This is a genomic window from Nocardiopsis sp. MG754419, from assembly GCF_018207095.1.
Lineage (GTDB): Bacteria > Actinomycetota > Actinomycetes > Streptosporangiales > Streptosporangiaceae > Nocardiopsis.
On record NZ_QOCZ01000231.1, the window covers coordinates 1 to 5779 of the forward strand.

A 5779-nucleotide genomic window follows, 5' to 3' on the forward strand; every position below is an offset into this window, starting at 1 on the left:
GATCTGGTCGGGGTCGGTGGTGGCGGTCTTCTCCCAGTTCCGGACCAGCGGTGGTTTCTTGGAGCGGGGGGTGAGGGGGAAGACGGGCCAGCCGCGGCGTGCGGCGGCCAGGGCGTAGTCGACGGGTGCGAAGCCGGTCATGGGGGCCTCCAGGTGCTCATTTGGGTCTCCTTGAATCACCAGGCAGAAAGGGCCGGACCGATCAGCTCGTGACGGTCCGGCCCCCGCTGGTTCTGGGAAGCGCGCTCAGGTTCGGGTGTCGTTGTGGCCGGTCCTTTGCAGGAGCGTGGCCACGGCGGCAGAGCCCTGTTGTGGGACGACACCGTTGCCCAGAGCACGGAGTTGCTGGTTCCTCGTGAGGCCGATCGCGGCATCGGTCACCCACCCGGCCGGCAGACCCATCAGCCACTCGACGAACCGCGGGCTCAGACGGGGCCGGCCGGTGCGACCGGGTTCAGTGGGAACAGGGGCGGCACGCCCGGTGACGGCTTCCCAACGACTGATGGCGGGTTCGTAGGGTCCCCATCCAGCGGCAGGATCACCTGCGACAGCGGTGGCCGGAAACCCTCCGAGGCTCTCCGCCCCGGAGTGCCGGTATCCGACGCCCGCGGTGTGGGCAGCAGGGCGACCACCGTTCTCAGGTCCGGCCCGCCGTCCCCGTGTTGTCCTGCCCCGTTGGTGTCGGAGGTGCGTGGGGTCGGCATCAGTGCCTCCTCCAGGCCGTCCTTGCCGCCCCGCTTCCAGTCGCGGGCCCGGGGCGTCGGCAGGCCACGCGAGTATGAAGATTCGCTCCCGGCGGTGGGGGGCTCCGACCTCGGACGCGCGAACGCAGCGCCAAGATCCCACGTACCCGAGCGAGGCCAACTCGGCGATGACTCGGTCCAGGCCCCGAGCAACGAGGGCTGAGACGTTCTCCAGGAAGACGAGTCGTGGTCGAACCACGCGAACTGCCTCGACCACGGAGAAGTAGATGCCACTGCGGGCTCCTTCGATCCCGGCGCGCAGGCCGGCGTTGCTGATGTCCTGGCAGGGGAAGCCCGCGGTCAAGAGGTCGACGGGCTCCACCGACCCCCAGCAGATGTCGGTGATGTCGCCGAGGTTGGGCACGTCGGGGTGGCGGTGCTGAAGGATCCGCGCGGCGCCGGGGTCGGGGTCGGCGACCCAGGCCAGTTCGGCGTGGAGAGACGCCTGGAGTGCCATGTCGAGGCCGCCGTAACCCGTGCACAGCGAGCCCAACCGCAGCGGTGTGCGCCCGTTGGTCATGCCTTCTCACCTGCGCCAAGGTCATCCCGGTACGCGGGGGCGCACCAGACCCGCACGACGATGCCGTCCACGACCGCGTGTGCGTCGGGGGTGTCTGCGAAGCGCAGTTCCACGTGGGTGCCCAGGTGCGTGGCCCAGTCCCGCACGGCTTGGTTGGAGTCGGCCTGTCCCGACAACATCTCGAAGTCCGTGCTCAGGGAGGTGTAGATGTGGGTGGACGTGCCGGGGTTGCGCAGGTGCCAGGTCACGTTGGGCAAGTGGTCATGATCGAGCAACCCGGTCAGTACCTGGGCTGCGGTGCGCTGTAGGTCGTGGCTCAGGGTCATACTGGTCAGGCCTTCCTGTTCACAGGTGTGTGGTCGGGTAAGGAGCGGGCCCACCGGGATTGGCGTTCGGGTGGGCCCGCGTCGTGCCGTGGGTCAGGCGGTCTCCACTTCGTGGCAGGGGGGGTAGGTGTAGGTGGCGGGTACGCGGGTGGGCTCGTAGAAGCCGTAGAGCTTGGTGCGCCTGTCCCAGGGCCACCCGGAGGTGCGGGCCGCGGTGACGCGGAACCGGTGTCCGTGGTCGAGGAGGACGTGACCAGGGCGGAGGCGTTGGGCTTTCATGCGAACTCCTTAGCCACAGAGGTTGTTGTTGTGCGGGTAGCTGTCGGCGGGGTCGCTGATGTCGTAGTAGTCGCCGCAGGTGGGGCACTTGCGGTTGGCGGCCGGCACGATCGTGGACACTCGGGGGGCGTGAGTGCGCATAAGGTGTGGTCCTCTCCTGGTGAGAGAAGACGGCCCCCGATGCCTGGTAGCTGCGGGGGCCGTCGTCATGTGGTTGGACCGGACGGTCCCCCCACCCCCGCAACGGATGGTTGCGGGGGCAGGGCCAGCGTCCGGGCGAACCGGGTCAGGCGAACACGAGGTTGGCGACCAGGAGGCCGACGGCGAGTCCGCCGGCCATCCCGAAGAGGGGCACCAGGAGGCCGGCCGAGATCTCCCCGGACCGGTACGCCTGGTAGGTGTCGGCCGCGTAGATGGCGAGCATCACGGCGGCGGTCAGACCGCCCACCGCGAGAGTGCGCGGCCAGTCGATCTCCATACGGATGTCACTCTCCGTCGATACGTGCGGCGGGTGCGTCCCAGGATGGGGACACCCCCGCCCCACCCGCCCCCAGGGCCGCCCGAGAGCGGATCCAGGGGGTGGGTCGCTCGCGCGCCCCAGCCTGGGACACGCAGGTCAGGAGGCGTCCCAGCGGGCTGGGACGATGCCGGGACGCCCTTGGGACGTCCCAGGAGCGACCCAGGTCTGGGACGGGGGTGCGTCCCAGCCTGGGACGCACCCCGCGCGGTCACAGAGCGTCGTGCACTTCGTCGGGCACCTGGACGTCGCCCAGCTCGATCCCGGCCGCCACACGGTCGAGATCCTCGCGCCGGTAGCCGCGCTTCTTGGGGGAGTCACCCCCCGGGTGCATCCGGAACGTGCCTTCGGCCGGCGAGATGCCGAGCATCCCCAGTAGCTCGCGGATGCGGTCACCGGAGAGCCCGGTGGTCTCCTCCAGGACGGCGTAGTGCACGCCCTTGTCGGTGGACTGCTCCAGAGCCACCTCCAGGAGCCGGGGCAGGTCCCCGCCCTCCGGTGGGGTGAGCCCCTCCAGACCGCGCACGATCTCGGCGAACCCGTCGTCACTGTCGCGTGCGGCCTTCATGCGGCGGTTGCGGTCCTCCAGCTCCTTCCTCTTGGCGCGCGCCTTCTCGGCCGCCCCGCTCAGGTCCATGTCCTCCAGGCGCCCGCGCTTCTGCTCGGGCGCGGCGGTGTCGGTCCCCGCGGAGGCGGGGGCGGCCGGAGCGGCCGGTGCCTGCGGGGCGGGGGGCTTGGTGCCCAGCCAGCCGGCCCGGTGCGCCCGGTCCCACCGGCGCAGGTAGGCGTCGCGGCCGGCGTTGATGGTCACCTCGTCCATGACGGGCCGGCGTTCGTCGGTGGCCAGCACGCACGCGTCGGCGTCATCGGGCTTGACCAGCAGCCCCTTGAAGATCCGGGGCGTCTGGGAGGGGTGGGGCTGCACGAGCCCGTATCCCGGATCGGGCATCTCCTCGGCCTTGGGCAAGCCCCGGGCGAACCCGTACATCCTCTGAAGTTCACTGTCTTCGTTGACCCGCATGGCGGTGCGCACCGAGGCTTGCGCCAGCAGGGCTTTGGGCAGCTCCTCGCCGCCGGAGGAGACCGCCCGCAGAGCACAGACGAGCGGACGGATCGAGACGCCACGGGACCGGTTGGAGAGTTCCACCAGCCGGTTCTTGATGCTGCGGGGCAGGTCGGCGGTCTCATCGGAGATCACCGTGATGTGCGGGATCGCGGCGCTGGCCGGGACCTTGTCGTCGTTGACCTCGGCCATCAGTTCGGCGTAGCCCGCCGAGCGCACCGAGATCGCGGCGATGGCGAAGTCCAGCATCATCTCGGCTTCCTTGACGGTGGTGGCCACCCAGTCCACGCCCGGCTTGGTCGCCCGACCCTCCAACCAGGGGCGCAACCAGGGCTTGAAGGCTTTGCCACCGTTCAAGTCGATCCCGAAGATCAGCGTGTCCCCGCACCGGAGCAACTGGCGCATGATCAGCGCCAGGTGCGCACTCTTGCCGGACCCGGTGGCGCCGATCAGCGCCATCGCGGACCACTTCAGGTTGATGGTCACCCAGGACCCGTCGCGGTACACCCCCACCGGCAGGTCGTCGTAGATGGAGAGCTGGGAGTAGTCGCCGCCGGCCGGGATGTCCTCATCCAGCGCGTCGACCTGAGAGACCAACAACAGGACCCGGCGCCGCGACCCGTGGCTGGTGACCTCGATCCCGCAGGAGTCGGGCAGGTCGGCATCGGAGGCCAGCGCCTCGGCGTGCTGCCGGATCGTCTTCCAGGAGGAGGAGCCTTGGGGCAACTCCAGCACGATGGACATGCCGGTCTGGCGCGTCTCACCGGGTGCGTCGGGGTCGGGCATCATCCACTCGGCGATGTCGGTCACCCGCACACCCGGCCTCGGGACCCGGCAGATGCGGTTGATCCGCGACTCCCACACCCCGGCCAGACCCGCGCGCTTCTTGATCCGCTCCTCGGCGGTGGCGCGGTCCTCAGCGGCGATCTCGAAGCTCCGGGCGGCCGGCTGGAGCAGGGCGGCCGCGATGGTGCCCACCCCCAACGCGGTCATCAGCCCCAGGTCCCACGGCCCGCCCGTGGCCAGCGCCCAGGAACACCAGCCGGTGTAGCCGACCCACCGGGCCGGCCGGTACAGACGCGGCAGCCACGGGGCCTTCGTGGCGGCCGAGCGGGTGAAGCTCGCGGTGGCGCCGATCGCGCCGACCGCCAGCGGGGCGGCGGCCGCCAGGCCGACCTCCCCGAGCGAGCCCACCGACGCGACCGCCATAGAGGCGGATGCGGCGTTGAGCGCCCCCAGGAACGGCCCCTGTTCGTGGGACCAGCGTCGGCGGCGCTCCTCCAGGTCCTTGGCGGTCGTGCGCTTCTTCTTCGGGGCGGTCGTGGTCGTGGCCATGTCTCCTCCAACAGATCGAAGGGGGTATGAGGAAGGGGCGGGACCCCTGTCGGGTCCCGCCCCTGGTCAGGCGAAAGGTGCTGTCAGTCCTGCTGGGAGACGTCCCACTTGCGCTCACCACGGCGCGGGTTCTCCAGCCGGGCCAGCTCCACCTCGTGGGCGGCCCGGAAGAGGCCGGGGAGTTCCTCGGCGACCTCGGAGGAGCCGCGCGCGGCCCCCTCGATCGTGTGCATGTACTCGATGACGCTTTCGTCCAAGGGCTGTTCCTCCTCGGAGGAGTCGGCCAGACCCTTGAGCCCGTCCGCGACGATGGTCAGGATCGGGCCGATCTGCTGCAATGCCTGCTCGAAGGTGAGCATGCCGACGTCGGACATGCCCAGCTCGGACAGCCCTTCCTTCAGCTCGTCCGCCGCGTCCTTGATCCGCTGTACTTCGGGTGCCACGGGTGGGTCTCCTTCTGTGAGGGCCAGGGCGAGTCGCCCGGCCAGTGCGATGGGCCCGTCGTCCCCCGGGGTGGGGGCGGCGGCGCCGATGATGCGCCCGACCAGTGGCGGCCGGGGCTGTGCTTTCTTCTTGCCGGCGCCCAGGGCGCCGATGGCGGCGGCCGCCGTGGCGAGCTGCCACCCCTTCAGGCGGCCGTAGCGGGAATCGCTGGCGCGGCCCAGCAGGGCCGACCAGAGCTGGTCCCACCAGTCGGAGAAGCGTTCCCCCCAGCCGCGCACCCGCAGCGCCCACCGGCGCCGCTTGAGGTAGTCGCCCAGGCGCCGGGAGTGCGAGCGGATACGGATTCGCGCGCCCCCGGCGCCGCGCCGCACGGTGGTGATGCCGCGCCGGGTCGAGGTGCGCACCCGGCGGGTGCGCGGGTGGTCCCACCCGGCCCGCACGGCCCGGCGCAACCGACCCCGGCCGGAGCCGACCGGGATGGCGGGGTCGGTGATCGCGGTGGAGCGGCCTCGGGCACGGCGTGCGCTACGCCCGGCCGCCCCACCGAACAAC

Annotated in this window: 8 protein-coding genes; all 8 read right to left on the reverse strand. The window is 71.0% G+C overall.

Going from position 1 to position 5779, the window contains the following annotated elements; translation table 11 throughout:
• The coding region (locus tag DSY14_RS26495) for a bifunctional DNA primase/polymerase (RefSeq protein ID WP_211719347.1) at nt 1-141 on the reverse strand (141 nt) is incomplete at its 3' end.
• A gap of 105 nt (nt 142-246) precedes the next feature.
• Nucleotides 247-1263: a DNA cytosine methyltransferase gene (locus DSY14_RS26500; RefSeq protein WP_211719341.1), complete on the reverse strand. Its 1017-nt coding sequence runs from the start codon at nt 1261-1263 to the stop codon at nt 247-249.
• Nucleotides 1260-1589, reverse strand: coding sequence for a hypothetical protein (locus DSY14_RS26505; protein WP_211719342.1), 330 nt, complete (start codon nt 1587-1589; stop codon nt 1260-1262). The genes DSY14_RS26500 and DSY14_RS26505 overlap by 4 nt, the downstream gene beginning before the upstream one ends.
• A 93-nt stretch (nt 1590-1682) precedes the next feature.
• Nucleotides 1683-1868, reverse strand: coding sequence for a hypothetical protein (locus DSY14_RS26510; RefSeq protein WP_211719343.1), 186 nt, complete (start codon nt 1866-1868; stop codon nt 1683-1685).
• A 9-nt stretch (nt 1869-1877) separates the two neighbouring features.
• Nucleotides 1878-2009 (reverse strand): hypothetical protein, encoded by a 132-nt coding sequence (locus tag DSY14_RS29360; RefSeq protein ID WP_283091709.1) that lies wholly within the window; start codon nt 2007-2009, stop codon nt 1878-1880.
• Between the two features lie 145 nt (nt 2010-2154).
• Complete coding sequence (locus DSY14_RS26515; protein WP_211719344.1) at nt 2155-2346, reverse strand: hypothetical protein; 192 nt, start codon at nt 2344-2346, stop codon at nt 2155-2157.
• Nucleotides 2347-2596: 250 nt separating this feature from the next.
• On the reverse strand, nt 2597-4783 hold the full coding sequence (locus DSY14_RS26520) for a hypothetical protein (RefSeq protein ID WP_211719345.1): 2187 nt from the start codon (nt 4781-4783) through the stop codon (nt 2597-2599).
• Between the two features lie 83 nt (nt 4784-4866).
• Nucleotides 4867-5779: hypothetical protein (locus tag DSY14_RS26525; RefSeq protein ID WP_211719346.1), on the reverse strand; the 913-nt coding region annotated here is incomplete at its 5' end.